We start from the raw sequence: 24,876 nt of genomic DNA, 5'->3' as shown, positions 1-24,876 counted from the left end.
GAGCAGCGCTACCACAGCCGCCCCGTCGACGCGCTCAGCTCGCGCGGAATCACCAGACGGGACCTCACCGTCGCCGTGGACGAAGCGGGACGGGCGGCCCCCGCGTTGTCAGGGCGCACTGCCGGGCCGGCTTCTGCGCGCGCCTCCTCGGGTCGCTCCTTCCCGAGACGTTCGGGCGGGTCGTTCGGGAGTTCTGCGAAGTAGTCGGCGAGGCCGGAGCGGCCGGGTATCGACAGCTTGCGGTACACCGCGCTCAGATGGAGTTCGACGGTCCGCTGCGCGACGAACAGGCTCGCCGCGATCTCACGGTTGGTGCGCTTGGCCACGGCCAGCAGCGCGACCCTGCGCTCGGTGGGGGTCAGCGCGTCGATGCCCACCTCGGTCGGGCGGCGCGGCCGGGCGCCGGACACCAGCAATTCCTCGCGGACGGTGTGCGCCAGCTTCGTCGCGCCGCAGATCTCGGCCAGCGACAGCGACCGGCGCAGATACTCGCGGGCGTCCTGGAGGCGGTGGGAGCGCCTGGCCAGGATGCCCAGATCGGCCAGTACCCGGGCGAGATCGAGCCGGGCCGGTGAGGACTCCAGGACCTGCGCGGCATCGGCCAGCATGGCTTCCCCCTTGCGGCCTTTGGCCAGCAGACCGGCGGCCCGCAGCGCGCGCCCGATGGCCCGGGGAGCACCCCAGCGGCGGGCCCTGGAAAGCTCGGTGTCGATGAGCCGGCGTGCCTCCTGACGGTCGCCCAGCTCCGCGCAGGCCAGTGCCGCATCGGAACGCCAGGTCAGCACCGCCGGGTTGAGGGTGCCCGACTTCGCCAGCTGCGCGCCGCACTCCATGAGATCGGCCAGGCTGCCCTCGACGTCGTCGTCGGCCATCCGCAACTGCGCACGATGGAAAAGGAGAGGACCGAAGCTGCTGCGGTCGGGCAGCTGGTGTTCAAGACCGGCCCGTGCGAGGAGGCGGTGCGCCTCCTCCAACTGTGCGGTCTCGACCAGTGCGCCGACCCCCGCGGCCACGGCCTGGCCGGTGCACACCCAGTACTCGAAGGAGGACAACGGCATCAGCTTCAGGGCGCAGTACGCGTCCTGAAGCGCTTTGGGGACGTTGCCGATCCGGATGTGGACCTCGGCGCGCATGCTGTGCGCCAGCGCGCCGAGCGTCCGGGAGCGGGCGCCCTTGGCCTGCTCGACGAGCGCATCGGACTCGCTGAGGGCACTGTCCAGCTCATCGGCCGTGGTGAGCACGTGGATGGGTACGGTGCGGGCGGCCAGCCGCTCGTTGAGGCCGGTGTAGGGCCTGCGCAGCGACCGTTCGGCTTGCTGGACAGCTTCCTCCCGGGCCTCGCCGCGGCAGCAGGCCAGCATGCTGGCCAGGTCCAGCCGGAGCCGATGGTCGAGCGGGTCGACGGATCCGGGCGAGACGGTCTCCGCCGCGCCGCCGAGGGAGTCCTGGCCGGCCTCTCTGCCGGCCAGGACTCCCAGCACGAACTGCTCGCCCCACAGCCTTGGTGCGCCCGTGGGGTCGCTGCCGCCGCTCTCCGCGAGACCCTTCTCCAGGACTTCCTTGGCCTCGTGCGGTCGGTCCAGAATGTAGAGGCAGTGGATCAGGTCGATCTGGATGTCGGTGCGCTCGGCCGGGTCGGGACTGAGCGCCAGCGCCTTGCGCAGGTATTCGGCCGCGGTCGCCGGATCCGTGGAGAGTTCGATCTGGCCGAGGACCCGCAGAAGCTTGCCCTGGCACCGGCCCTCGCATTCCTGTAGGCCGCGGATCAGATAGTCGCGTGCCACCTCGTAGGCGCCGCGGCCCACGGCCTCCCGGGCGGCCTCGCTCAGCACGCTGCACGTCCAGTGCTCGGCCGCGTCGTTGTGGCTGCGCAGGATCTGCGTGGCGATCTGTTCGTGCGGTGCGCCGGTCTCGTACAGCACATGGGCCGCCCGGACATGCAGGGCGTTGCGGCGGCTCGGTGGCAGCCGGGCCAGTACCGAGGCGCACACCATGGGCTGGGTGAAGCGGACGGTGTCGGCGTCCTGGGCCAGGAGTCCGGCCCGTTCGAGGGACGCGACGGTGTCGGCCACCTCCAGCTCTTCACCGCCGGTCAGTCTGGCGATGGTGGCGACGGAGGCGGCGCCGCCGAGCACCGCGGTGGCTTCCGCCGTCGCCTCCGCGCCGGGCCAGGCCCGCTCGTAGCGGTTCAAAAGGGTCTCGGCCACTTCCACCGGCCCTTGTGACGCGATGTCCTGGGGGGTGATGTCGCACGGGCGCAGATTGTTCAGCCGCAGTGCGCGGAAGAGGGCGTTGAGGAGGTAGGGGCTGCCACCGGTGACGTTGACGGCGGCTTCGAGAGCCTCCGGCTTCGCGGGGGCGCCGAGGGTGTCGGTGGAGAGGATGGCTGCCTCATCGGTGGTCAGCCCGGCCAGCACCACCCTGTGCTGGAACCCCGAAAGTACCTCGGTCATCAGGGAGTTGGCCGGTGCCTCGCCGAGCGCGAGAGTGGCCACCAGAGCGACCGGGGAGCTCTCCAGCCGCGCCATCAGGTAGCCGAGACAGCGGAGCGAGGGCAGGTCCACCCACTGCAGGTCGTCGATGGCCAGGAGGACCGGCACGTCATTGGCCAGCACCCGGGTCAGCGGGTGCAGGTCGGCGTCGGCCGACGTCAGGCCCTCGCCGGGAAAGGGGCAGGAAAGTCTGCCGGGCCGGTCCGGTGACCCGTCGCCTCCCCGCGTGTCGCCGAGCCTCGCCATGAGCTGGCGGGCGACGCCGTACTCCATGGTCTGCTCCGAGGCGCGGGCACGGGCGGTGAGGACGCGCAGGCCGAATCCGGGCGCGGCTTTCCCGGTGGCACGCAGCATGCTGCTGCGGCCCATCCCCGCGGCGGCCTCGATAAGTAAACTCTGACCTTCCCCGTCCCTGGCCCGGGCTAAGAAATCCAACATTTCCCCCGCGTGTCATAGATGATAATGCGGTGCAAGGATATCGAGATGAATTTCTCCGAGCAAGATAGGTCAGGCACGTCTTGCCGGTCAAGGAGGTTTTTGCACACTTCGTCAGATGTCACGCCGCCCGTCGGGTCCGTCTGCCCCAGCCTTCCGTCGGACCTTTCCGCTCCGCGTCGTCCGCCGCGCCCGGACCCCGCACAGCGCGCGGGAAAGTCGCGCAATAGGGGGATATATGAGACTTAAAGGGTCTGGGTCCATCGCCTATCACTTCGGTACCAGGGGCGTAATCTCTCGGTGCCCCTGCGGGGCTCCCGTGGAGACCGGTGCATGCCTCCGGGAAATGGTGGGGGTGTCCGCAAAATCAGCCGTTAATCAATGTTGCGTGAATGTGAGGCCGGCAGCTTGATGGCTTTTTCATCGGGCGGATCACCCGCCCTTCCGGCTTTCAAGGAGTCACTGTGCCAGAGGCTTCGGTGGAGAATATTCCGCAGTACGATCTGATAGGTGCGGCATACGAGGCGTCCAAGCAGCTGCCGCTGACCCGGTTCGTGGAGCGGCCGAGCGTCCTGCGGCTCATGGGTGACCTCCGCGGACAACGTGTCCTGGATCTGGCGTGCGGCAGCGGGGTCTACACGAGGGCCGCGCGGCGACTTGGTGCCGCACACGTGGTGGGTGCGGACATCTCCGCCGAGATGGTGGCGGTGGCCGAGCGGCTGGAGGCGGCCGACCCGCTCGGCATCACGTACCGCGTCGCGGACGCCGCTGAACTCCCCGCGCTCGGTACCTTCGACACAGTCCTCGCCATCTATCTGCTCAATTACGCCGATTCCCCAGAAGCCATGCTGAAGATGGCCCGTGCCGTCGCGCGCCGGCTCCGTCCCGGAGGCGCCTTCCGCGCGCTGGTCGCACGGCCGGACCTGGACCTCGACGGGCCGGGCCTGGCCAGATACGGCTTCACCTTCGCACACGAGCGCACGCTCCCGCGCGGCAGCCGGATCCGTGTCACGGTGGGTACCCGGCCGCCGTTCGACTTCAGCGCCTGTCTGCTGCACGCATCGGTCTACGAGGATGCCTTCGCGGCCGCCGGCTTCGAGGACCTCCGATGGGCATCCACCGAACTCGCGGTCGAGGGGATCTTCGAGTTCGGCTGGCCCTACTGGCAGAGCTACTTCGCCAATCCGCCGTGGGTGTCGTTCAGTTGCCGCCGGTCCGCCGACGCATGACCACGGGGGAATGATGGAGTTCCTGCTGCCGCGCCACTGGGACGAAGCCCTCGCCATGATGGCGGCACGGCCCACCACCGTGCCGGTCGCGGGAGGTACGGAGGTGATGGTCCGGCTGAACGCGGGTGACGCACCCCCCGACGTGGTATTGGACCTCTCCCGGCTGGGAGCCGTGGCCGCCTGGCGGCGGCAGGAAGGGACGGTCCGGCTCGGCGCGACGTTGACGTACACCCGGCTGGCCGACGAGCTGAGCGGCCCGCTGCCCGGCGTCGCCGAGGCCGCCGCGGCGGTCGGCTCCCGGCAGATCCGCAACCGCGGCACCCTTGGCGGCGGCCTGGGCGCCGCCTCGCCGGCGGGCGACGCCCACCCGATGCTGCTCGCCTGCCGGGCGGAGATCGAGCTGGACTCGGTGCGCGGCACCCGACGGGTGCCCGCCAGGGACTTTTACACCGGGTCCGGTCGTACCGTCCGGGAGCCGGACGAACTCATCTCCGCCGTCGTGCTGCCGGTGGCCGACGGGCCGCAGAGCTTCGCATGGGTGGGCCGCCGCGCCGCCGTGACCCTCTCCACGGCCTCGTTCGCGGTGGCGCTGTGGCCCGCGCGGCAAGGGGTGGGCACCGGCATGGGAGGGGTCGCCGACCGCCCCCTTCCGGCCCTGGCCGCCGAGGAGTTCCTGGCCGGCGCGCTGGCGGACCGCGATGCATGGCGGTCCGGGGCCCCGCTCCCGCCGGACGTGCTGCGGCGGTTCGGCGAACTGGCCGCACGGGACACCGCACCCGTGGACGACGTCCGGGCCGGCGCCGCCTACCGTCGGCATGCCGTGGAGGTCCTGGCCCGACGGACCCTCGCCCGGGCATGGGAGGACTACAGGACGGAATGGCGATCATGCGCATGACCCTGACCGTGAACGGCGAGCGGCACGTACTCGACGACGTGCGGGAGACCGAGAGCCTGCTGTACGTGCTGCGCGAACGGATCGGCCTGCCGGGCACGAAGAACGCGTGCGAAGAGGGCAGATGCGGCTCCTGTTCGGTGCGACTGGACGGACTGCTCTGCTGTTCCTGCCTGGTGCCGGCGGCCCAGGCGCACGACCGGTCTGTGCGCACCGTCGAGGGCTTGTCCGGCGGTCAGGAGGAACCGCACCCCCTGCCGCGGGCCTTCCTCGACGCGGGAGCCGTGCAGTGCGGGTTCTGCACCCCCGGCATGCTGATGACCGCCGAGGATCTGTTGAGCCGCAGCCCGGACCCCGACGAGGCCGAGGTGCGGGCCGCGCTCGCCGGGAACCTGTGCCGTTGCAGCGGCTACCAGCACATCGTTGACGCGGTGCTGCTCGCCGCCGCCCGGCTGAAGGCCCCCGCCCCCGAGGCCGGCCGGTGACCGCCGCCGTTCCGGCCCGGTACCCCCAGCAGGAGACGGTCGTCTTCGGCGGCGTGATCGGGGACAGCGCGCCGCGGCCGGACGGCCCGGCGAAGACCGACGGCACCTTCACCTACTCCTCCGACCTGTGGGCCGAGAACATGCTGTGGGGGGCCACCACCCGCAGCCCCCATCCGCACGCCCGCATCCTGCGCATCGACACCCGCGAGGCACGTGCCCTTCCCGGTGTGCACGCGGTACTCACCCATCAGGACGTCCCGGGGCGGGCGCTGCACGGCGCGATGGTGGTGGACCAGCCGGTGCTCGCAGTGGACACCGTGCGCTACCAGGGTGAGGCCGTCGCCGTGGTGGCCGCGGACCACCGCGAGACCGCCCGCCGGGCCGCCGCGCTGGTCCGCGTCAGCTACGACGTCCTGTCGCCGCTCACCGACGCCGAGGCGGCCCTCGCCCCGGACGCCGAACGGGTGCATCCGGACGGCAATCTGGTCCGGCATGTGCGGCTGCGCCGGGGCGCCGCGCAGCACGGCCCGCTGCCGCCCGCCGATGTGGTGGTGTGTGGCGAGTACGAGGTGGGCATGCAGGACCAGGCCTTCCTGAGCCCGGAGTCGGGGATGGCGGTGCCCGCCGATGACGGGGGTGTCGACCTCTATGTCGCCACCCAGTGGATCCACGTCGACCACGAACAGGTCGTGGCGTGCCTCGGGCTGCCGCACGACAAGGTCCGGCTCCGACTGGCCGGCGTGGGTGGCGCGTTCGGCGCACGTGAGGACCTCTCCATGCATGTGCACGCCAGCATGCTGGCGCTGCGCACCGGGCGCCCGGTGAAGATGTGCTACTCCCGTGAGGAGTCCTTCTTCGGCCATGTGCACCGGCATCCGGCGACGATGCGCTACGAGCACGGGGCCACCCGGGAGGGGAAGCTGGTCTACGTCAAGGCATCCGTCGTGCTGGACGGCGGCGCTTACTCCTCCAGTTCGACGGCGGTGGCCGGCACCGTGGCCACCTGCAGCGTGGGCCCGTACGAGGTGCCGCACGTCGAGGTGGACGTGCGGGCGGTCTACACCCACAACCCGCCTTGCGGTGCGATGCGCGGCTTCGGTGCCGTACAGAGCTGTTACGGCTATGAGTCGCAGATGGACCGGCTCGCCCGCGAACTGGACCTGGATCCGGTGGAGTTGCGCCTGCGCAACGCCATGGCGCAGGGCTCTGTCGTGGCTACGGGGCAGGTGCTCGACCATCCCGCGCCGGTCGCCGAACTGCTGCGCCGGGTGAGGGACATGCCGCTGCCGGAGCCGGCCGCCCCCGAGGACGGCGCGGGCACCACCGGGGGCCCGCGCACCGTGCGGGGCGTGGGCTACGCCGTCGGCCTCAAGAACGTCGGTTTCGTCGAGGGCTTCGACGACTACTCCACCGCCCGGGTACGGGTCGAGGTCCACGAGGGCACCCCGCGGGCCACGGTCACCACCGCGGCAGCCGAGGTCGGGCAGGGGCTGGTCACCGTGCAGGCGCAGATCGTCGCCGAGGAGCTGGCGCTGGACGAGGTGGTGGTGGAGCAGGGCGACAGCAGCTTCGGCAACGCGGGCCCCTCGTCCTCCGCCCGCCAGAGCTATGTCACCGGCGGCGCCGTCAAGGCCGCGGCGGAGGCGGTGCGCGCCCGGATATGTGAGCGAGCGGACCGGCTCGTCGGGGTGGCGGGCGCCGCGGCGGGGCTGGCCCGGGGCGCGGTGGTCGACGCCGGCGGGCGAGTGCTGGCCGGACTCACCGAGGTACTGGGCGAGGCGGTGGTGGAGGAATCGGCAGAGTTCCACCACCGGCCGACTCGGCCGCTGGATCCCCGGACCGGCCAGGGCGACTCCGTCTTTCAGTTCGCCTTCGCCGCGCACCGGGCGGTCGTGGAGGTGGACCGGGAACTCGGCCTGGTGCGGGTGGTGGCACTGGACAGCGCGCAGGACGTCGGCCGGGCGCTGAACCCGCGGGCCCTGCGCGGGCAGATCCACGGCGGCAGCTGCCAGGGACTCGGCCTCGCCCTGATGGAGGAGATCCAGCTGGCCGACGGAAAAATCACCAATCCCTCCTTCGCCGGCTACCTCATCCCGACGACGGCCGACATGCCCCGGATGCGGGTGGACATCCTGGAGCTGCCCGACCCGCATGCCCCCTACGGGCTGCGCGGAGTGGGCGAGATGCCGCACGTCACCTCGCCGGCCGCCGTCGCGGCCGCCGTCCGCGACGCCACCGGGCGTGAGCTGCCCCGGATCCCCATCCGTCCCGAGGACATCCTCGGTATCGCATCCGGACACGCACGGGGCACCGGCCCCCGGTCACAGGAAAGGCATCCGGCATGACTGAGGGTTTCGAGACCCAGCAGTACGACGCGATCGGCGCGCACTGGAAGAACGCCAGGGAACTGCCCACCGTGTACCCGGAGCGGGAGAGCTTCCTGCGGCTGCTGGGCGATGTCAGCGGATCCCGGGTGCTGGACCTGGCCTGCGGTGACGGCTTCTACACCCGCCAGATCAAGCAGCTGGGCGCGGAGCGGGCCGTGGGGGTGGACATCTCCCCGGCGATGGTCGAGGCGGCCCGCGCGGCCGAACGGCAGGCGCCGCTGGGCGCCGAGTACCTGGTCGCCGACGCCGGGGATCCAGACCTGTCGAAGCTGGGCCGCTTCGACCTGGTCACCGCCGGTTACCTGGTGAACTACGCCAAGGACGCCGAGGAGCTGACGGACATGTGCCGCGGCGCCCGGAGCCTGCTGGGCAGGGGCGGGCGATTCGTCGGCGTCACCCAGCACCCATGGTTCTCCTTCGACGGCCCCCGTCCGGACCCGTACGGCTTTGTCTTCGACCGGCAGCGGGTCACGCCGTTCGGCACATACATACGGGTCACGGCCGCGCTGCGGCCGCCGATCAGCTTCGAGACCTGCCTGATCAGGCCCGAGGTGTACGCACATGCCTTCGCGGCGGCCGGCTTCCGTGAGCTGCGCTGGGTCGAGATGACCGTGGGGGAGGACGCCACGCGCCGCTTCGGCGATGACTTCTGGCAGGACTTCCTGGCGAACCCGCCGATCGTGCTCTTCGAAGCCCGGAGCTGAGGTGTCGGCCACCGCGCCCATCCGCGCAGACGGGGGATCACGGCGACCATTGCCCAGCCGGGCGACCGGCGGGCCGAGCGCCGACGCGGGGGGCGGGCCGGCGGACGTCCGCAGCGGCACCCTGACCGTCACAGCGATCGTCATCCGGCTCCGGGACATCGTCCACGAGCCATCACAAGCGCCTGAGCAGGACGGTCCAGTGAAGTCCGCGGTGCGACAGCGCCCCGAACGTGAGGGAACGACCAGCCACGACGGCGCCGCGGACGACCGACGGCACAGCGCGGCATGTCCGGCGGAGCGCTCAGCCCGCGTCGGCCAGGGCCGCCGGTGCGAGTTCCTCCAGCAGCTCACGCAGCTGGGCGATGGCCTCCGGACGCACCGAGTAGCAGATCTGCACGCCTCGGCGCCGTGTGCTCACCACGCCGGCCTCGCGCAGCACCTTCAGATGCTGGCTGATGGTCGGCTGTGACACGGCGAAGAGCTCGGTGAAGTCGCAGGCGCAGGTCTCCGGTTGAACGGCCAGCGCGCGCACGATGCCCAGCCGCACGGGATGGCCGAGGGACTTCAGTATTGCGGCACTTGACTGGTTGGTTGTCACGCTTGACAGCGTATCAAGCAATCTCTATATAGTGGTTTCCCTGTATAGGGAATCTCCTATATGAGCGGGGTGCGGGCAACGAGCGCCCCCTGGCCATCGCGCAGCCGCGCTGTACAGGTTTGGAGAGCTCATGAGCGAGTCCGCTCGCACGAGCGCCCCAGAAGAGGGCATCTGGTCCCCGCGATATCGGTCCCTCACCATCGGGCTGATCCTCTCGGTCACCTTGGTCGCGTTCCTCTGGCTGGGCGTCGCGACGGTGCTCCCCCCGGCGGCTGAGGCACTTGACGGGCTGGGCTTGTTCGGCTGGGCTTTCACCGCGTTCATGCTGGCCAATATCTTCGGCACCGTGCTCGCCGGCCAGGGGGCGGACCGGACGGGGCCGACCCGCCCCTACCTCCAGGCATTCCTCTATTTCGTCGTCGGCTGTGTGGTCTCCGCCGTCGCGACCGACTGGTCTGTGTTCCTGCTCGGCAGGACGCTTCAGGGAGCCGGTGTCGGTGGGGTGCTGGCCCTTGCCTATCTGACCGTGGGCCGCGCCTACCCGGACGAACTGCGCGCCCGGATGCTCGCGCTGGTGGCCTCCGCCTGGACGCTGCCCGCGCTGCTCGGGCCGGCCATCGCCGCCGCCATCGCCGAGGCCAGCAACTGGCGGGTGGTCTTCCTCGTCCTGGTGCCGCTGGTGCCGATCGGCGTGGTGCTGACCCTGCCCGCACTGCGCAGGCTGGGACCGCCCGAGGTCTCGGCCCCCGACAAGCGCCGTATTCCCTTCACCCTGCTCCTGGTGGTGGGCGCGGGCGCCGTGCTGGCCGGGCTTGAGGAGCACAATCTGGCGCTCACCCTGCCGCTCGTGGCGGTGGGTGCCGCACTCGCGCTGCCGATGCTGCGCAAGCTGCTGCCGCCCGGCACGCTCGCTGTCCGGCGCGGTATGCCGGCCGGCATGATCGTGCGCGGACTCGTCAGTACCGCCTACTACGGCGCCGAGTCCTTCTTCCCGCTGAGCATGACCCAAGTCCTGGGGCTGAGCACCCTGCAGTCCGGACTGGCGCTCTCCGCGGGAGCGCTCACCTGGGTCAGCGGTGCCTGGATCCAGGCCAAGTTGGACCACCGCAGTGGCGGCAAGGGGCGGCACAGCCGCGTCGTCGCCGGCTTCGTGCTGCTGCTGGCCGGTGACGCGCTGATCGCCGTGTCCATCGGCACCGACCTGCAGAGTGTGGCGCTCGCCGTCATCGGCTGGGCCATCGCCGGCTTCGGGATGGGGCTGGTGTATCCCGCCGTCACCACCATCGTCCTGGCGCTGGCCCCCAAGGGCCAAGAGGGCGCCGCCAGTTCCAACCTCCAGCTGTCCGAGACCCTGTCCGTCGCCGTGATGACCGGCCTGGGCACCGCCGTCAGCGCCATGGGCACCGCCCAGGGGTGGGAGCAGCACAGCGCCCTTGGCATCGTCTTCACCATCACCGCGCTGGCGGCCCTGCTGGGCATCGGTGCGGGGCTTCGGACCGTGGTGCGGGGCGCCCCGGAAGCCGGTCCGGCCGACGAGGACACCACCACCGCGACCGATCCGCTGCACAAAGGAGCGCGACGGACCGCCTGACCGGACACCCCGCGGCATGCCGTTGCCGCATCCGGCACGCCGCCCGCCGGGCCCCTGGAGGTCCGCCACGGGTCTTACACCGTTGGGTACGAACGACGCCGCCGACCGCACCGCACCGGGCCGCCACCCTCGCACTTCAGGGTGGCGGCCCGGTGCGTGCCGAGGCACCCACCGGTTCCGCGGCAAGACCGACTCCGGTGCCGCGAGGCCCTTTCGGTGGGGACTCGGCAGGCGCCGGAAAATGCTTCGGGCATGTATCGGTGCGTACCGCATGTCCGTTGCGGGCCGCGTTGTGAAGACTCTTGCTGGTCCGGAAGTAACGCATACAGGTGGGTCTTCAACCTGGAGGATCAGTGACCGACGCACTCAAAGGCGAGAACACGTCATCGCCCACCGCGGAGGCGGACCCGGGTCACGACGGTGTAAGCGTCAGAGCACAGGTGGAAGTACCGCTGCGCTTGGCCGACGGCACCGCCATGAACACGCACATGGTTTCGTTCCGAGGTCTCAGCGACGGGCTGGAGCATCTGGCGCTCACCTGCGGCCCGATGGCCGGCACCCCACTGGTCAGGCTCCACTCGGAGTGCCTGACGGGCGATGTCTTCGGGTCCGCCCGGTGTGACTGCGGCCCGCAGCTGACGGAGTCGCTGAAAATGCTGTCCGTGTCCGGCGGCATCCTGTTGTACCTCCGGCAGGAGGGCCGGGGTATCGGCCTGTTCAACAAGCTCGATGCCTACAGCGTCCAGGACCGCCTGGGCCTTGACACCTTCGCCGCCAACCGGCATCTGAACTTCTCCGACGACCTGCGGGACTACCGGGCAGCGGCCCAGATGTTGCGCGTGCTGGGCGCGTCCCGGGTGTACCTGCTCAGCAACAACCCGGACAAGACCGAGCAGCTGCGGCGCTACGGCATCGACGTCGTGGATCAAATCCCCACCGGGGCGTTTCTCAACGAATGCAACCTTCGCTACCTCCGAGCAAAGGTGGAGCTGCACGGCCACCGCATCGAGATCACGCAGGAGATCGCATGATTCAGCACCGGGGCCCCATCAGCGGAATAGCCGCTTGGCAGGACCGCTACGTGGCAACCGCCGGTTACGACAACCAAGTCATCTGCTGGGACCAGAAGAGCGGGGAGTCGATTTCCCGTTCCTCGCACGACCATCTGGTCAACCAGTGCGCCTTCTCACCGGACGGCCGGTTTCTGCTCACCTCCTCCAGCGACTACACGGCCCGGATGTGGACCGTACCGGAGCTGCGGCTGGTCGCCGTGTTCGACGGCCAGGAGGACGACGTCGAGATGTCGGTGTTCCACCCGTCCAAGGAACTGGTCGCGACCGCGTCCCGGGACCACCGAGTGCGGGTCTACGACTTCGGCGGGCGACTGACGCACACCTTCACCGGGCACACCGCCGACGTCATCTCCGTCGAGTGGAGCCGTGGCGCGGACGAGCTGATCTCCTCCAGCGACGACGGCACCATCAAGCGCTGGTCCCTGGAGACCGGCGGGCTGCTGGCGGACCTCGACATGGAGGGCGTGGAGACCGACACCATCGCGATCTCCTCCAGCGGCATCATCTTCGCCGGCAACGACGAGGGCCAGATCATCGTGGTGGGCGCGGACGGCCGAGAGGTGCTGCCCGCACACGACGCCGGCATCAAACGGCTGGTTCTCGATGACGCGCGTGACCTGCTGGTCAGCCTCAGCTACGACCGCACCATGCGGCTGTGGAACGTCGCCTCACGGCGCCCCGAGCCGATGGGCACCACCGCACTGCCTGACGACGTCTGGCCGCGCTCCTGCGCCTTCGCCGCCGGCTCCCGGCTGGTCTTCGCGACATTCGGTGCCACCTATCGCCGTTACGACTACGAGCAGCGCGTCTGGGACACCGCCACGGTCCCCAGCACCGGCGGCATCAACGCCGTCCTGCCCCGGCCGGCCACGTCGAGCCTGACCGTGGGGGACGCGGGCACCGTGCGCAGCGGCGGCACCGTGGTCGCCGAGACGGGCAGCCTGTGCAACTTCCTGGCGCCGCTGGGCGATCTGGTACTGACCGGCGGCCAGTTGGGCAAGGTGTTCGACGCGCTGACCGGCAACGAGCTGTACCAGCACCGTTCTCCGCTCAACTGCGCTGCGGCCTTCGAGCACGACGGCGCCCGGCACGCGGTCGTCGGCGCGTACACCGGCGAGGGCGTGGTGCTGCGGCTGACCGGCGACGGCCGGGCCGAGCGGGTCCGGGACCTGCCCCTGCACACCAACGCGGTCAAGGGAGTCGCCGTCTCCGGCGACTTGATGTTCTCCGTCGCAGCGGACGCCTCGGCCACCTGGTACCGCGTCTCGACGCTGGAGAAGGTCGCCACCCTCGACGATGCCCATGACAAGATCGCCAACGGCTGCGCGGGGCTCGGCGAGGGCTGGTTCGCCAGTGTCAGCCGCGACCTGAAGCTGCGGCTGTGGGACCCCGAACGCAACGCCCACGAGGTGTCGACGCCGCATACGCACTCCATCAAGTGCGTCGCGGCCTCGGACGACGGGAGGCTGATCGCCACCGGCAGCTACAACGGCCGGGTCGCGATCTACGACCGTACGACCGCCTCGTGGAGCGCGGTGACCCGCCCCACGGCTGCCGGGATCTCCTCTCTCGCCTATGACGCCGAGCAGAAGGTGTTCCTCGCCGCGTCCTACGACGGGCAGGTCTACCCGCTCGTCGGCTGACCGTCATGACCGGCTGTCCGGGAAGCGGGGACGGTGCCCGCCTTCCCGGTCGGCCCATGTGCGCGTCCCCGCCGTGGCTCCAGCCAGTGGGCTCCATCCTCGTGACAGCACACCGGAGGCAATCGTGACCGGCAGTACGCCGCCGGCCGTCATGGCCAACCCCAACACCTTGTCCGACCGCGAGGCGATGGGACTTCCCCCTTCGTTCGCCTCCCGTGGTCCGTACTGGGCCCTGCGCAACCATCAGGACCTCTTGACGAAGACCCCGACAGAGCTCGTCGCCCTGGCCGAGGACCCCCGGCAGGCGTTCGCCACCCGCTGTGCGGCCGGCACCGTCCTGGGACTCATCGGGGACCCGCGGGTGCGGGCGTACGACCCGCCGATGGCCGAAGTACCGGCGGCCTACGTCTCGTTGGGGCTGGCGCCCGGATCGGTGGACGCCGTCGTCGAGCAGTGGCGGCATGCCGGGGTCGAGCGGGCGTGGATCGCCAAGGAGTGCCCGGTTCACGAAGTGCGCCTGGCCGCGTTCCGGATCGCCCTGCACCCCGTCACCAACGCCGAGTACCGGCTGTTCCTGGAAGACACCTCCAGCACCTGGCTGCCCTCCTCCTGGCGGTTCGGCGCCTATCCCGAGCTGCTGGCCAACCACCCGGTGTGGACCGTCCCCGCCGAGGCCGCGGACGCCTACGCCGCCTGGCTGGCCGCTTCGACCGGGCGCCGGTTCCGGCTGCCGACCGAGGCCGAGTGGGAGTACGCGGCGTCCGGCGGCGACGGCCGCGCCTACCCCTGGGGGGAATCGTTCCGGCCGCTGTGCGCGAACACCGTCGAGGGCGGGCCGCTGACCACGGTGCCGATCGGCGTCCATCCCGCGGGACGCTCCCCGTTCGGGGTGCACGACATGGCCGGAAACGTGGAGGAGTACGTCGCGGACGACTACCGGGCCTACCCCGGAGGCGACCCGGTCGACGACGATCTCGCCCGCACCCGCGGAACCTACCGGGTGGCCCGCGGCGGCAGTTTCACCCGCTTCGGCGACCTCGCCCGCTGCCGCCGCCGGCACGGCTGGTACGAACGGGACATCTACGCCATGGGTTTCCGTCTCGCGGAGACGATATGAGCGCCGGGGAGCCGCAGCCCACCGCTGTCACGCCCGCCGAACACGACGCCATGGCGCGTGCCGTCCGACTCGCCGCCACCGCCCTGGGGCACACCAGCCCCAACCCGGTGGTGGGGTGTGTGCTGCTCGCCCCCGACGGCAGCCCGGTGGGCGAGGGATACCACCGGGGAGCCGGGCAGCCGCATGCGGAGGTGGAGGCCCTGCGCGCCGCCGGCGCGCGGGCGCGCGGCGCGACCGCGGTGGTCACGCTGGAACCCTGCGCGCACCAGGGCCGCACCGGCCCGTGCGCCGAGGCACTGCTCCACGCCGGGGTGGCACGGGTCGTCTATGCCGTGGACGACCCGACACCGCAGGCGGGCGGCGGCGCGGCGCGGCTGCGGGCCGCCGGCGTGCAGGTGGTCGGCGGGGTGCTTCGCGAGGAGGCCGAGCGCGGCAACGAACTCTGGCTGACCGCGGCCCGGCATGGCCGGCCCTGCGTCACCTGGAAGTTCGCCGGCACGCTCGACGGCCGGACGGCCGCGGCGGACGGCACCTCACGGTGGATCACCGGCAGCGCGGCCCGCGCGGACGGCCATGTGCTGCGTGCCACGCACGACGCGGTGCTGGTCGGCTCGGGAACGCTGCGCAGCGACGACCCGCACCTGGGGCTGCGGCACGGGGTCACCGGCCGGCCCCCGCTACGGGTGGTGCTGGACCGGACCGGCGGCATCCGGCCGCAGGCCCGGGTCCTCGACGACGCGGCGCCGACAGTCGTCGTGGTCGCCGAGGGCACCCGGCCGCCCCTGTTGCCGCATGGCCATGAGGTGCTGGCCCTGCCGTGTGACGCGCAGGGCATCGATGTCGCGGAGCTGACCGCGGAGCTCTACCGGCGCGGACTGCGCTCGGTGCTGCTGGAAGGCGGCGCCGGACTGGCCGCCGCGTTCGCCCGGCGCGGCCTGCTCGACCGCGCCGTCGCGTACCTGGCGCCCATGCTCCTCGGTGCGGGCGGCCGCGCCGTCCTGGACGACTTCGGCGCGATGAGCCTGGCGCAGGGTCTGCGGTTCCGGTTCGGTGAGGTGTGCCGGCTCGGGGACGACCTGCGGCTGGTGCTGCGCACCACATCGCACCCGGCGGCGGAGGCGCGATGACCGGCCGGTGGAGCGCCGGCCGGGAGCGGCCGAGGGTCGCGGTGGTCTTCCACAGCCGCCGGGGCACGATCCGCAGGCTTGCCCTCGCCGCCGCCGAGGGGGCCCGCGCCCGCGGGGCACAGGTGCGGCTGCTGCGGGTCGCGGACACCGCCGAGGACCCGCTGGAGCCGGGGACGGCCGCCTCCTTCGCCCTGGAGGAAGAGGTGGCCACGCCCGATGACGTGCTCTGGGCGGACGGGCTGGTGCTGGCGACGCCCACCTACTTCGGAAATGTCTCCGCGCCGTTCAAGCGTTTCCTCGACTCCACGGCCCGGCTGTGGGCCCAGGGCCTGCTGGCGGACCGGGTGGTGACCGCGATGACCTCCGCCGAGTGCGCTTACGGCGGCCGCGAGGCCACCCTGCTGAGCCTGTACCAGACCGTCTACCACTGGGGCTCGTGGGTGCTCGGCGCGGATCTCGGGGACACGGAGGAGGCCGGCACCGGCGGCAATCCCTACGGCCTGTCCGCCGCCTGCCGGCGGGGCAGTGAGGTCGGGCCGCCCGAGATACGGGCCGCGTGGGCGCAGGGGTGGCGGCTGGCCGGATTCGCCGCGCGCGGACCGCGCTGCCGCCCACCCGCCGTACCGGACACGACGCGCCATCCCACCCGGGTGACGGTGGTGCACCACGCGGACGGCGCCGCCGTCCGCACCCTGGCCCAGGAATGCGCCGCGGGCGCCCGGGAGTTGGGGGCTGAAGCCCGGCTGCGGCGGGTGCGGGAGGCCGGCTCGGGCAACAGGCCGTCGCCAGGCGTGCCATGGGGCGCTCCCCGGGCCCAGGTGGTCACCGCCGAGGACCTGGCGTGGGCCGACGCGGTGGTGTTCGGTGCCGCGGCGCAGCGCGGCACGCTGGCCGCACCGCTGCTGGACTTCGCGCAGCGGCTCGAACCGGTGGTCGGCACCAGCCCGTTGGCGGGGAAGGCGGCGAGCGCCTTCGTCGTCACGCCGCGCCCGCACACGGGGAGCGAGTCGGCGTTACTGGCGTTCCATCAGGTGCTGTTCCACTGCGGCGCGGTGGTCGCGCCCCCCGGGTACACCGACTCCGCGGTGTTCGCGGCGGGCGGGAACCCGTACGGCTGCGCGTACGCCCTGTCGGACGGCGCCGTCCCGAGCCCGCAGGTGCTGGCGGCGGTCCGCCACCAGGGGCGCCGGACCGCGGTGGTGGGGCACTGGCTGCGTCGACAGCCGAAGCGGCGGGCGGGCCGCTCGCCGCACGGGGCATCCGGCGCGAACTTCGAGGTCCCCAGGGGAAGGGCAGTGATGTGAGCATTCAGCAGTACGACGAGATCGGCGAGGCGTACGAGGGCTTCAAGACCCTGCCGATGGCCCGGTACGCGGAGGTGCCCAGCTTCTTGGGCATGCTGGGCCCGCTCACCGGCGGTAGTGTGCTGGACCTCGCCTGCGGCACCGGTTTCTACACCCGGCAGATCGAACGGCTGGGCGCGGCGCACGTTCTGGGCGTCGACATCTCCGGCGAGATGATCGCCGCCGCCCGGAGCATCGAGGCACGGCATCCGTCAAGGATCCGTTACGACGTCCGGGACGCCGCCGAACTGGACTTCCCGGAGCCTGCGTTCGACGTGGCCACCGCGGTCTATCTGCTCAACTACGCCGATGACGAGGAGGGCATGGCCCGGATGTGCCGCGGTGTCCACGGCAGCCTGAAGGACGGCGGGAGATTCTACGCGCTGACCCAGAATCCCGCGTTCCGCTTCGATGGCCCCTCGACCGACCCCTACGGATTCCGCTACGAACAGGTGGGTGCGACGCCGATGGGCCCCCGGGTGCACATCACGGCGCTGCTCGACCCGCCGATCGGCTTCGACACGAACTGCCCGCCACGGGAGATGTACGAGCGCGTTCTGCACGCCGCCGGGTTCCGGAACGTGGAATGGGTCCCGCTCCAGGTGCCGGGGGCATCGAAGGCGGCGTTCACCGACGGCTTCTGGGAAGATTTCCTGGCCAACCCGCCGCTGGTCATGCTGCGTTGCACCAAAGAGCCGGCCGGAGCCTGACGGCAGGTGACACCGCCATACCGCGCCCCAGGCTGACGGCCCCCGGGGTCAGAGCCGCCGCAACCGCTCCGCATCGCCGTACCCTCGCCACCGGACGAGTCGGGCTGTACGCCGGGTTCTGTGCCGCGTGAGCGTGGTGTCGGTCACGCCGGACGGGTCTGCTGCTGGGCGAACCCGGTCGCCCAGCGGCAGGCGCCCCTCAGGTGCGCTTTCGCCCTCCGGCCGTCAGCAGGACGTGGACGACGAGCGAGGCTCCCAGCCCCACGGCCCAGCCGTAGTCGGCGAGCGGCTTGAGCAAGGGGATGAGGCCGTCGGCCGGGAACGGTCCTGCCTTGTTCCCCTGCTCGTCCAGCGTGGAGTACGAGCCACCGACCGCCAGCACACCGCCGACCGCGAAGGCGACGACGGCCCGCCAGTTCCAGCCGCCCGAGTACCAGTACCGCCCGCCTTCCAGATACAGGTCGGCGAGGTGCAGCGCGGTCCGCCGGATGATCCAGTAGTCCGCGATGAGAATGCCCGCCACCGTGCCGAGCAGTCCGCCCACCACACCCAGCCATGTGAAGATGTACAGCTCGGGCGTGGACGTCAGCTTCCACGGCATCACCAGGACGCCCACGATGCCCGTGACGATCGCGCCCGTGCGGAAGTTGATGATCTTCGGGGCGAGGTTCGCGAGATCGTACGCGGGTGAGACCACGTTCGCCGCGATGTTCACGCTGATCGTCGCCACGAAGACGGTGATGAGCGCGAAGAGCAGGCCGAAGACGTTGTCGGTCTTGCCGGCCAGCTCGACCGGGTCCCAGATCGCCACCCCGTAGACCTTCTCAGAACCGGCCGTCACCAGGACCGACATCAGCGCGAAGAGGGTCATGGTGGTCGGCAGGCCGAGGGTCTGGCCGAAGACCTGTGCCCGCTGGCCCTTTCCGAAGCGGGTGAAGTCCGGGATGTTGAGACTGAGGGTGGACCAGAAGCCGATCATGCCCATCAGGCCCGGGAAGAAGACCTTCCAGAAGTCCGCGCCCCAGCCGACCTTCGACGGTTCGTGCAGCAGCGGACCGAAACCGCCCGCCTTGTTCGCGATCCAGACCAGGAGCACCACCGCGCCGACGAGGACGAAGGGCGCCGCCCAGTTCTCGAACCGGCGCAGGGTGTCCATTCCCCGGTAGATGATGGCCAGTTCGAGCGCCCAGAAGATCACGAAACAGAGCCACAGGGTCCACGGGTAGCCGCCGATCCTCGCGGCGTCCGTCCAGCCGCCGAAGATCTTCCCCAGGAGGATGAAGATGCCCTGGCCGCCGATCCACGTCTGGATGCCGAACCAGCAGCAGGCCACCGCCGCCCGCACCATCGCGGGCAGGTTCGCACCGCGGATGCCGAAGGAGGCACGGGCCAGGACCGGGAAGGGTATGCCGTACTTGGGTCCCGCGTGACCGGTGAGCAGCATCGGGAGCAGCACGATCACGTTGGCGAGCGCGATCGTGAGGACGGCCTGCTTCCAGTCCATGCCCAGGGCCACCAGTCCCGAAGCGAGCGTCCAGGACGGGATGCAGTGGGCCATGCCGATCCACAGGGCCACGAAGTTGTAGGTGGTCCAGCGGCGTTCGGCGAGGGGGACGGGACGCAGGTCGTCGTTGGCGTAGCGGCTGCCGGCCGGGTAGGCGTCGCCGGCCAGCTCGATGGCCGGGTCGGGTATGCGCGGTGGGGCGGTGTCGGTCATGGGCAGCAGTCCGTTCTAGGGAGGGGAACGAGGGACGGCGACGGTGCGGGTGCCGTGAACTGCCGTGCTGCGTTGATGAGGTGCTGTCGGGGCTAAGCCGTGGGTCATGCGTTCACCACCGGGATCACCTCCCGGCCGTACTGTTCGATCACCTTCTCCTTCGCGTCGTGCATCGCGTACACCGCGAACTGGTCGACGCCCAACGCGCGCAGCGCACGCAGCTTTTCGACATGCGCGCAGGCCGGGCCGATCAGACAGAACCGGTCCACGATCTCGTCGGGCACGAACTGGGTGTCGGGGTTGCCGCTGCGTCCGTGGTGGGCGTAGTCGTAGCCCTGGCGGGCCTTGATGTAGTCGGTGAGTTCGTCGGGTACCTCGACGGAGTGCTCGCCGTACTTGGCGACCAGGTCGGCGACGTGGTTGCCGACCATCCCGCCGAACCAGCGGCACTGCTCGCGCGCGTGGGCGAGCGCCGCGGGCGAGTCGTCGGCGGTGACGTACGCGGGGGCCGCGACGCAGATCCTCACCTCGGCGGGCTCGCGTCCGGCGGCGACGGCCGCGTCCTTGACGGCCTTGACCATGTGCTCGGTGAGGTAGAGGTCGGCGAGCTGGAGGATGAATCCGTCGGCCTCCTCACCGGTCATCTTCAGAGCCTTGGGGCCGTACGCGGCCATCCAGACCGGGAGTTCGGCGCCCGGCTTGATCCAGGGGAATCTGACGACGGTGCCGCCGCCGAGGTCGGCCTCCTCGCCGCGGCCGAGCGCCCGGATGACCTTCATGGCGTCGCTGATCCGGGCCAGCGTGTTGGGTTTGCGGCCCGCCACCCGCATCGCCGAGTCGCCGCGGCCGATGCCGCACACGGTGCGGTTGCCGAACATGTCGTTGAGCGTGGCGAACGTGGAGGCGGTGACCTCCCAGGTGCGGGTGCCCGGGTTGGTGACCATCGGACCCACGGTCAACTTCTCGGTGCTGGACAGGATCTGACTGTAGATCACGAAGGGTTCCTGCCAGAGCACGGCGGAGTCGAAGGTCCAGCCGTGGCTGAACCCGTTGCGCTCGGCCCGCTGCATCAGGCTGATGACGTGGGAGGCCGGCGGGTCGGTCTGCAGGACGAGTCCGAAGTCCATGGGCGCCACTCCTAGGTGACCTAGTTGAGGTACTGACAGGTGGAGCGCGGGGTGTAGACGCCGTGCCCGGCGCGTCCGGTGTACTCCCGCTCGGTGATGACGGCCTCGCCGCGCGAGAGCACGGTCTCGACCCGGCCGGTGACGCGCCTGCCCTCGTAGGCCGAGTAGTCGACGTTCATGTGGTGGGTCGTCGCGGACAGCACCTGCTCGGCGTGCGGGTCGTAGACGACGACGTCGGCGTCGGCGCCGGGCGCGATGGTGCCCTTCTTCGGGTACAGGCCGAACATCCGCGCCGGGGTGGCGCAGGCGATCTCGATCCAGCGGCGGCGGGAGATGTGTCCGTCGACGACGGCCTGGTGCAGCAGGTCCATGCGGTTCTCGACGCCGGGCAGGCCGTTGGGGATCTTCGAGAAGTCGCCGCGGCCCAGCTCCTTCTGGCCGGTGAAGCAGAAGGGGCAGTGGTCGGTGGAGACGACCTGGAGGTCGTTGGCGCGCAGTCCCCGCCACAGCGCCGCCTGGTGCTCACGGGGGCGCAGCGGGGTGGAGCAGACGTACTTGGCGCCCTCGAAGCCGGGTTCGGCGAGGTTGTCGGTCGACAGGAACAGATACTGCGGGCAGGTCTCGCCGAAGACGTCGAGGCCCTGGTCGCGGGCCCTGGTCAGTTCGGCGACCGCCTCCTGCGCGGAGACGTGCACGACGTACAGCGGCGCCCCGGCGACCTGGGCGAGCCGGATGGCGCGGTGGGTGGCCTCGGCCTCCAGCAGGGCCTTGCGGACCTCGCCGTGGTAGCGGGGGTCGCTCTCGCCGCGGGCGAGGGCCTGCTCGACCAGGACGTCGATCGCGATGCCGTTCTCGGCGTGCATCATGATCAGCCCGCCGTTGCCGGCGGCGCGCTGCATGGCGCGCAGGATCTGACCGTCGTCGCTGTAGAAGACGCCCGGGTAGGCCATGAACTGCTTGAAGGAGGTCACGCCCTCCTCCACCAGCAGATCCATCTCCTTCAGCGTCTCCGGGTTCACATCGGAGACGATCATGTGGAAGCCGTAGTCGATGGCGCAGTTGCCCTCGGCCTTGGCGTGCCAGGCGTCCAGTCCCTCGCGCAGCGAGTGGCCGACGCTCTGGACGGCGAAGTCGACGATCGTCGTCGTACCGCCCCAGGCGGCGGCCCGGGTGCCGGTCTCGAAGGTGTCCGAGGCGAAGGTGCCGCCGAACGGCATCTCCATGTGGGTGTGGGCGTCGACCCCGCCCGGGATGACGTACTTCCCGGTGGCGTCGATGCTCCTCTCGGCGGTGAAGGCCCCGGCCGCCTCGGTGCCGGAGGCCGCGAGGGCGGCGATACGGCCGTCCTCGATCAGGACGTCGGCGTGGATCTCGTCGGACGCGGTGACGACGAGTCCACCGCGGATGACGGTACGGCCGGTCATGGGTCCACTCCCTCGCTGGTCATGTGCGGATTCGAGGTGGCCGCTCGCGCCGGTGCGGCGGCGGGGGCGCGTCGGACACGGCCCGGCGCCCCTTCGGGGCCCGCGCGTGCGGACCGCCCGATCACGGAGCCGTCAGCGGCCCGTACGCGCCCGGGGCACGGTCGCGGTAGAACTGCCAGCGGTCGCGGACCTCGCGCAGCTTGGCGAGGTCCAGGTCGCGCACGACGAGTTCGGTCTCCTTGTCGCTCGCTACCTCGCCGACGAACTGGGCCTGCGGGTCGACGAAGTACGTCGTCCCGTAGAAGTCGTCGGCGCCGAGGTCCTCGACGCCGACCCGGTTGATCGCGCCCACGAAGTACTCGTTGGCGACCGCCGCGGCCGGCTGCTCCAGTTGCCACAGATAGCGGGACAGGCCGCGCGAGGTGGCCGACGGGTTGAAGACGATCTCGGCGCCGCCGAGGCCCAGCGCCCGCCAGCCCTCCGGGAAGTGCCGGTCGTAGCAGATGTAGACGCCGATCCGGCCGGCGGCCGTCTCGAAGACGGGCCAGCCGCTGTTCCCCGGGCGGAAGTAGAACTTCTCCCAGAAGCCCTCGACCTGCGGGATGTGGGTCTTGCGGTACTTGCCGAGGTAGGAGCCGTCCGCGTCGATCACCGCCGCGGTGTTGTAGAGGACTCCGGGCTGCTCCTCCTCGTACATGGGCAGCACGAGGACGATGCCGTACTCCTGTGCCAGGGCCTGGAAGCGGCGCACGGTGGGGCCCTCGGGGATCCGCTCGGCGTACTCGTAGAACGCCTTGTCCTGGACCTGGCAGAAGTACGGTCCGTAGAACAGTTCCTGGAAGCACAGGACGCGGGCGCCCTGTGCGGCCGCGTCGCGGACCGCCTGCTCGTGGACCTGGATCATGGACTCCTTGTCGCCGGTCCAGGCGGTCTGGAAGAGGGCGGCACGGATCACTTGGCTCATCGGGACCTCCGGTCGCTCGGTGTGCGGTGAGCCTAGGAAGTCCCCGGACGCGGTGTGAGTGGCAGCGTGTCACGTCTGCGGGGGTGTGGCGTGCCATCGTGTCACATCGGCTCTGGGCCATGTTTCACCGCCGTTTTCGCAGGTCGTTCAGCGTTTCAGCCGTGTTGCGCGTCGTGCGCGAGCAGCGCGATGTGCACCGAGGCCGCCTGTTCGAAGTCATCGAGGTCGACGCCCAGCCGGGCCTGTATCGCCTCCAGACGGCGGTAGAGCGCGGGCCGGGAGACATGGTGCAGCTGGGCGGTGCGGGACTTGTTGCGGCCGGTGGCGAGATAGGTCCGCAGCACATTCAGAAGGTCCTGGTCGGTGCCGCACAGCAGCCCGTCCAGTTCCCGCTCCGCGAAGGACTGGACGTGCGGGTCGTCGCGCAGGAGCCGGATCAGACCGCGCAGATGGACGTCCCTGAGCCGGACGACGCCGGGCAGGTCGAGGGCGGCGGAGGAGTCGGCGACGGCGTCGGCGACGTGCTGGGCCTCGTGCAGCCCGGCGGGCACCTCGTCCCAGACGGTCCGCGGCCCGGCCGCGGCGACCACGCTGCGGGTGCGGCCGGACTCGGCTCGCAGCCGCGCCGCGAAGTGCGCGGTGAGCGCCTGCGCGTCCTGGTCCCTGGCGAGGCTCAGCAGCACCGCGGTGGCCCCGTCGGCGAGTTCGGCGACGAGTCCGGCGAGCCCCAGCATCCGCAGCACCCGGTCGAGCCCGGCGGGCGCGGCGTCCCGCACCACCAGCGGGACGAAGGTCCGCCGGTTGACCGGCAGCCCGGCCGCCCGCGCCCGCGGCAGCAGCTGCCGGGCCGGTACCACCCCGGAGACCAGGTCGGTCAGCAGGCTCTGCGCGGACTGCTCCTCCCAGGAGTGGGCCGAGCCGCCGCCGAGCATGCGGTGCAGCACCAGGGCCTCGGCGGCCCGGTCGGCGAGCAGCCGGCCGGCGGCCGTGCCGCCGCGGTACCCGCACAGCACGATCTGTCCCCAGCGCTCACCGCGTCCGCCCAGCTCGGCCCGGATCCAGCCGTCGCCCTCGCTGCCGCCCGCCTGCCGTGCGATGCGCTCCCAGTCACGCAGCACGTCGTCCACGGCCGGCCGCTCCCCCGCCGTGGCCAGCACCCGGTGGGCGAGGTTGGTGACGACGACGGGGCAGGCGCTGTGCGCGGCGACCTCGTCGAGCAGGCTCTGCAGCGGCGCGCCCGCGGTGATCAGGGCGGTCAGCGCGGTCCGTACCGCCTCCGAGAGGCTGACGGCGGCGAACTTGCGCCGCACCAGCCGGGACTGCACCTCCTCGGTCAGTTCGGCGAAGGGGAACGGCCGGTGCAGCACGACCAGGGGCAGCCCGCACCGCTCGGCGGCCCGGCGCATCACGTCCGGTGGCGCCGGGAACGCCCGGCCGAGGCCCAGGACGACGGCCGCGGCCTCCGCGCGGTACAGCGACCGGATGTACTCGGCCTGCTTGTCCTCGTCGCCGGCGAGCAGCACCCCGGTGGTGAGCACCATCTCCCCGCCGGTGAGCATCACACCGACGTCGGCGGCCTCGGCCACGTGCACCCAGCGCACCGGCCGGTCGAGCTGGGCGGCGCCGGCCACCACCTCGGGCTCCCCGGCCAGCACCCGTTCCAGGGCGAGGACCTGACGCACCGACAGCACGGGTTCCAGGGGCTCCAAGGCGGTGGTCATGGCATGCTCCCCTTCCTTGCTCTTCTGTTTCGCTTCTCGTTCTCTGCCGCTCGGTTCTCCTCCGGGGCGCGGGATGCCGGTGCCGAGTCGTCCGCCG

The 24,876-nt window shown here is 71.2% G+C and carries 19 protein-coding genes; 12 read left to right on the top strand and 7 right to left on the bottom strand.

The window, feature by feature from the left end:
• Window positions 1-8 precede the first annotated feature (8 nt).
• Window positions 9-2,930 (bottom strand): AAA family ATPase, encoded by a 2,922-nt coding sequence (locus AC27LF_RS25960; protein ID WP_479658761.1) that lies wholly within the window; start codon window positions 2,928-2,930, stop codon window positions 9-11.
• A 476-nt stretch (window positions 2,931-3,406) separates the two neighbouring features.
• Here AC27LF_RS25960 and AC27LF_RS25955 point away from each other — a divergent pair, with 476 nt between their 5' ends.
• The 5 genes from AC27LF_RS25955 to AC27LF_RS25935 are packed head-to-tail and all read left to right on the top strand — an operon-like array spanning window position 3,407 to window position 8,624.
• Entirely contained in the window at window positions 3,407-4,156 is a 750-nt protein-coding gene (locus AC27LF_RS25955) for a class I SAM-dependent methyltransferase (RefSeq protein ID WP_479658762.1), read from the top strand.
• Window positions 4,157-4,169: 13 nt separating this feature from the next.
• Window positions 4,170-5,051, top strand: coding sequence for an FAD binding domain-containing protein (locus tag AC27LF_RS25950; RefSeq protein ID WP_479658885.1), 882 nt, complete (start codon window positions 4,170-4,172; stop codon window positions 5,049-5,051).
• Window positions 5,042-5,533 (top strand): (2Fe-2S)-binding protein, encoded by a 492-nt coding sequence (locus tag AC27LF_RS25945; RefSeq protein ID WP_479658763.1) that lies wholly within the window; start codon window positions 5,042-5,044, stop codon window positions 5,531-5,533. Before AC27LF_RS25950 ends, AC27LF_RS25945 begins: the two co-directional genes overlap by 10 nt.
• Window positions 5,530-7,878 (top strand): xanthine dehydrogenase family protein molybdopterin-binding subunit, encoded by a 2,349-nt coding sequence (locus tag AC27LF_RS25940; protein WP_479658764.1) that lies wholly within the window; start codon window positions 5,530-5,532, stop codon window positions 7,876-7,878. Before AC27LF_RS25945 ends, AC27LF_RS25940 begins: the two co-directional genes overlap by 4 nt.
• A complete protein-coding gene (locus AC27LF_RS25935; protein ID WP_479658765.1) occupies window positions 7,875-8,624 on the top strand; it encodes a class I SAM-dependent methyltransferase in 750 nt (249 codons plus the stop codon). The genes AC27LF_RS25940 and AC27LF_RS25935 overlap by 4 nt, the downstream gene beginning before the upstream one ends.
• Before the next feature lie 301 nt (window positions 8,625-8,925).
• On the opposite strand, the gene AC27LF_RS25930 is transcribed toward AC27LF_RS25935, so the two are convergent.
• Window positions 8,926-9,222 carry an ArsR/SmtB family transcription factor gene (locus AC27LF_RS25930; protein ID WP_479658766.1) on the bottom strand — a complete coding sequence of 99 codons (297 nt, stop codon included), beginning with the start codon at window positions 9,220-9,222 and terminating at the stop codon, window positions 8,926-8,928.
• Between the two features lie 130 nt (window positions 9,223-9,352).
• On the opposite strand from AC27LF_RS25930, the gene AC27LF_RS25925 reads away from it, so the two are divergent.
• The 7 genes from AC27LF_RS25925 (at window position 9,353) to AC27LF_RS25895 (ending at window position 17,826) form a co-directional block, all read left to right on the top strand.
• Window positions 9,353-10,813, top strand: coding sequence for an MFS transporter (locus tag AC27LF_RS25925; RefSeq protein ID WP_479658767.1), 1,461 nt, complete (start codon window positions 9,353-9,355; stop codon window positions 10,811-10,813).
• A gap of 353 nt (window positions 10,814-11,166) precedes the next feature.
• A complete protein-coding gene (locus AC27LF_RS25920) occupies window positions 11,167-11,844 on the top strand; it encodes a GTP cyclohydrolase II (RefSeq protein ID WP_479658768.1) in 678 nt (225 codons plus the stop codon).
• The gene (locus AC27LF_RS25915) at window positions 11,841-13,529 is read left to right on the top strand and encodes a WD40 repeat domain-containing protein (RefSeq protein WP_479658769.1); all 1,689 of its coding nucleotides are present in this window, start codon (window positions 11,841-11,843) and stop codon (window positions 13,527-13,529) included. Before AC27LF_RS25920 ends, AC27LF_RS25915 begins: the two co-directional genes overlap by 4 nt.
• Before the next feature lie 124 nt (window positions 13,530-13,653).
• On the top strand, window positions 13,654-14,646 hold the full coding sequence (locus AC27LF_RS25910) for a formylglycine-generating enzyme family protein (RefSeq protein WP_479658770.1): 993 nt from the start codon (window positions 13,654-13,656) through the stop codon (window positions 14,644-14,646).
• The gene (gene ribD, locus AC27LF_RS25905) at window positions 14,643-15,773 is read left to right on the top strand and encodes a bifunctional diaminohydroxyphosphoribosylaminopyrimidine deaminase/5-amino-6-(5-phosphoribosylamino)uracil reductase RibD (protein ID WP_479658771.1); all 1,131 of its coding nucleotides are present in this window, start codon (window positions 14,643-14,645) and stop codon (window positions 15,771-15,773) included. Before AC27LF_RS25910 ends, ribD begins: the two co-directional genes overlap by 4 nt.
• Window positions 15,770-17,077: a flavodoxin family protein gene (locus tag AC27LF_RS25900; protein WP_479658772.1), complete on the top strand. Its 1,308-nt coding sequence runs from the start codon at window positions 15,770-15,772 to the stop codon at window positions 17,075-17,077. Before ribD ends, AC27LF_RS25900 begins: the two co-directional genes overlap by 4 nt.
• Window positions 17,074-17,826, top strand: coding sequence for a class I SAM-dependent methyltransferase (locus tag AC27LF_RS25895; RefSeq protein WP_479658773.1), 753 nt, complete (start codon window positions 17,074-17,076; stop codon window positions 17,824-17,826). The genes AC27LF_RS25900 and AC27LF_RS25895 overlap by 4 nt, the downstream gene beginning before the upstream one ends.
• Window positions 17,827-18,025: 199 nt before the next feature.
• On the opposite strand, the gene AC27LF_RS25890 is transcribed toward AC27LF_RS25895, so the two are convergent.
• The 5 genes from AC27LF_RS25890 to AC27LF_RS25870 all read right to left on the bottom strand — a co-directional run bounded on the left by AC27LF_RS25890 (window position 18,026) and on the right by AC27LF_RS25870 (window position 24,779).
• The gene (locus tag AC27LF_RS25890) at window positions 18,026-19,543 is read right to left on the bottom strand and encodes an NCS1 family nucleobase:cation symporter-1 (RefSeq protein ID WP_479658774.1); all 1,518 of its coding nucleotides are present in this window, start codon (window positions 19,541-19,543) and stop codon (window positions 18,026-18,028) included.
• A 104-nt stretch (window positions 19,544-19,647) separates the two neighbouring features.
• Window positions 19,648-20,670, bottom strand: a complete 1,023-nt coding sequence (locus AC27LF_RS25885; RefSeq protein WP_479658775.1) for a TIGR03842 family LLM class F420-dependent oxidoreductase — start codon at window positions 20,668-20,670, stop codon at window positions 19,648-19,650.
• Between the two features lie 20 nt (window positions 20,671-20,690).
• Window positions 20,691-22,094, bottom strand: coding sequence for a dihydropyrimidinase (gene hydA / locus AC27LF_RS25880; RefSeq protein WP_479658776.1), 1,404 nt, complete (start codon window positions 22,092-22,094; stop codon window positions 20,691-20,693).
• Between the two features lie 121 nt (window positions 22,095-22,215).
• Window positions 22,216-23,058, bottom strand: coding sequence for a nitrilase-related carbon-nitrogen hydrolase (locus tag AC27LF_RS25875; protein ID WP_479658777.1), 843 nt, complete (start codon window positions 23,056-23,058; stop codon window positions 22,216-22,218).
• Window positions 23,059-23,213: 155 nt separating this feature from the next.
• Window positions 23,214-24,779, bottom strand: coding sequence for a PucR family transcriptional regulator (locus tag AC27LF_RS25870; RefSeq protein WP_479658778.1), 1,566 nt, complete (start codon window positions 24,777-24,779; stop codon window positions 23,214-23,216).
• Between the last annotated feature and the right edge of the window lie 97 nt (window positions 24,780-24,876).

The sequence above is a fragment of the Streptomyces diversicolor genome (genome assembly GCF_057537855.1).
Note: the sequence above shows the minus strand (reverse complement) of the source record. Positions and strands in the feature narration are given on the sequence as shown.

Excerpts from the sequence above, each read along its gene's own strand:
- AC27LF_RS25960 (WP_479658761.1), bottom strand. The coding sequence starts at position 2,930 with ATGTTGGATTTCTTAGCCCGGGCCAGGGACGGGGAAGGTCAGAGTTTA.
- AC27LF_RS25950 (WP_479658885.1), top strand. The coding sequence starts at position 4,170 with ATGGAGTTCCTGCTGCCGCGCCACTGGGACGAAGCCCTCGCCATGATG.
- AC27LF_RS25945 (WP_479658763.1), top strand. The coding sequence starts at position 5,042 with ATGCGCATGACCCTGACCGTGAACGGCGAGCGGCACGTACTCGACGAC.
- AC27LF_RS25935 (WP_479658765.1), top strand. The coding sequence starts at position 7,875 with ATGACTGAGGGTTTCGAGACCCAGCAGTACGACGCGATCGGCGCGCAC.
- AC27LF_RS25925 (WP_479658767.1), top strand. The coding sequence starts at position 9,353 with ATGAGCGAGTCCGCTCGCACGAGCGCCCCAGAAGAGGGCATCTGGTCC.
- AC27LF_RS25915 (WP_479658769.1), top strand. The coding sequence starts at position 11,841 with ATGATTCAGCACCGGGGCCCCATCAGCGGAATAGCCGCTTGGCAGGAC.
- ribD (WP_479658771.1), top strand. The coding sequence starts at position 14,643 with ATGAGCGCCGGGGAGCCGCAGCCCACCGCTGTCACGCCCGCCGAACAC.
- AC27LF_RS25900 (WP_479658772.1), top strand. The coding sequence starts at position 15,770 with ATGACCGGCCGGTGGAGCGCCGGCCGGGAGCGGCCGAGGGTCGCGGTG.
- AC27LF_RS25890 (WP_479658774.1), bottom strand. The coding sequence starts at position 19,543 with ATGACCGACACCGCCCCACCGCGCATACCCGACCCGGCCATCGAGCTG.
- AC27LF_RS25885 (WP_479658775.1), bottom strand. The coding sequence starts at position 20,670 with ATGGACTTCGGACTCGTCCTGCAGACCGACCCGCCGGCCTCCCACGTC.
- hydA (WP_479658776.1), bottom strand. The coding sequence starts at position 22,094 with ATGACCGGCCGTACCGTCATCCGCGGTGGACTCGTCGTCACCGCGTCC.
- AC27LF_RS25875 (WP_479658777.1), bottom strand. The coding sequence starts at position 23,058 with ATGAGCCAAGTGATCCGTGCCGCCCTCTTCCAGACCGCCTGGACCGGC.
- AC27LF_RS25870 (WP_479658778.1), bottom strand. The coding sequence starts at position 24,779 with ATGACCACCGCCTTGGAGCCCCTGGAACCCGTGCTGTCGGTGCGTCAG.